Source organism: Chitinimonas sp. BJB300, assembly GCF_002735695.1.
Classification (GTDB): Bacteria; Pseudomonadota; Gammaproteobacteria; order Burkholderiales; family Chitinimonadaceae; genus Chitinimonas.
In genome coordinates this window covers 1-1,596 of sequence record NZ_PDZH01000294.1, presented here as the reverse complement: position 1 = coordinate 1,596, position 1,596 = coordinate 1, and the positions used below count along the sequence as shown (strand labels likewise).

Sequence of the window (1,596 nt, the reverse complement as noted above, 5' to 3'; positions counted from 1 at the left end):
TTTCGTGCCTACGCATCAAACATATCGTTACCGATATGCCTGCAAGGCTCGATACCAGGCTCGTGGCTAGCGATTACCTGGACGGGATTCCCACCCGCTAGTTTATGCAGCATTGCCAAGCCGCAACACACCTCAGACCCCTACCCCTAGACGGATGACTGCAAACAGCCATTAGCAGACGGTTCCACCATTCCTATGAAATATTATCTATGTGCTGAGACCTAATCTCGCACGTAAGATCAGTTTTACCGCACGCAGGGTAGTATCCATGGCCTCTGATAGCTTTTGAGCATCCGATATCCCGTCGTGCAGCATGGTGCTACGCAAGCCGTACGCATCCCCAATTTTCTTGGCTAGGTCTTCTCTTTCCGAAGCATTTAGCGACTCCTCATTAAGGATTAGACTTCGCAAACGTTGTGAGATTGATATTCCCTTGCGGAAGCGAAGTTCCTCTTGCAGAGACTTCAGCGCAGAAAGTGCATCTTTATCCGAGGTGACTTGGATTGTCGCTTCGAGCTTCGTTTCGAATTCAGCGAGAAGAGGCATGACTGTGTGGTGTTTGTCGATAACCGGAGCAATCACTTCGAGTGCCATTATCAAAGTCAAGAAGCGGGCTTGTATCGTGTTTTCGTAGAAGTGACTCAGGTACAAATCAAATACTGTGGGGAGGTTACTTTCAAACTCGGTCATCATTTGTCGAGATCGCTGCATACCTTCTCGCAAAGTGTTTTCGATAGCCGGCCAACTCGCTCCCCCCCTCGCAGTTGATTTACCTAAAGAAAAAAAGACGATGTTTTCGTGGCTAGGGAAGATCGTGTAGCCGCCCTCATCCGTATTGCCATGAAGTGGCTGTAGTTGCCCCTCAACGGGTATACAAAGATTGGCAAAGTTATATGCAGCGGCTTCTGGATCCGTAGAACGGATTATTTCTCTACGTGCGAAGCTGGGGCTAAAAGCGATATTGTGCTGGAGTGCGAGACTCCACAGACCAACCTTGATTTGTGGCAGGAAGGCTTTAGCGTCATCTTCGGAATCAAAGTCTTCAGCTTGTAGGATCAGATGACTTCCTCGCTGCGTCACCTTCACTCGAAGCGACCCAATTGGGATCAATTGTTCTGATTCCAAGCCAGAGATTGGATTCTGATCATGAACTTCCACGGACACACGCAGGATATAACGTGGTGATGCCATTGTGACTCCCTCTAGTCGCATAGGTGCTTTCGACCCTAACCCATTATGATCGATTTCATTTTTTGTTTTAGCTCATTGAATGACCCTGTCGTTGGCGCTCCGGTTGAGCGCAGTGTTAGGCCTCGGTCGTGTCGCTTCCGATGCCAATCTGAACTGCCCCAACTTTTGTGAAGGCTGATTTGTTTAAATCAGGTTGATGTACCTGCCTGAAATTTTCGATTTTCGTTGCGTTTGCCGAAAGGGAATCAGGGCTGACTTGACCATGCGGTGACTGTCTCCTTTGGTTTAGGTTTGTTCGACGTCTGCCCATACGCGATGAGCGTGCCCGCGAGATGGCGCCAGCGGGCAGACGTTGAATAAACCTCCAGGGAGGAAACCGCGGGATGCTGCGGGATATTTGAGTAG

1 protein-coding gene is annotated in these 1,596 nt (G+C 49.3%); it reads right to left on the bottom strand.

The annotated features are described in order from the left end of the window. Positions 1–207 precede the first annotated feature (207 nt). A complete protein-coding gene (locus CSQ89_RS21445) occupies positions 208–1,191 on the bottom strand; it encodes a HEPN domain-containing protein (protein WP_139023068.1) in 984 nt (327 codons plus the stop codon). Positions 1,192–1,596 lie beyond the last annotated feature (405 nt).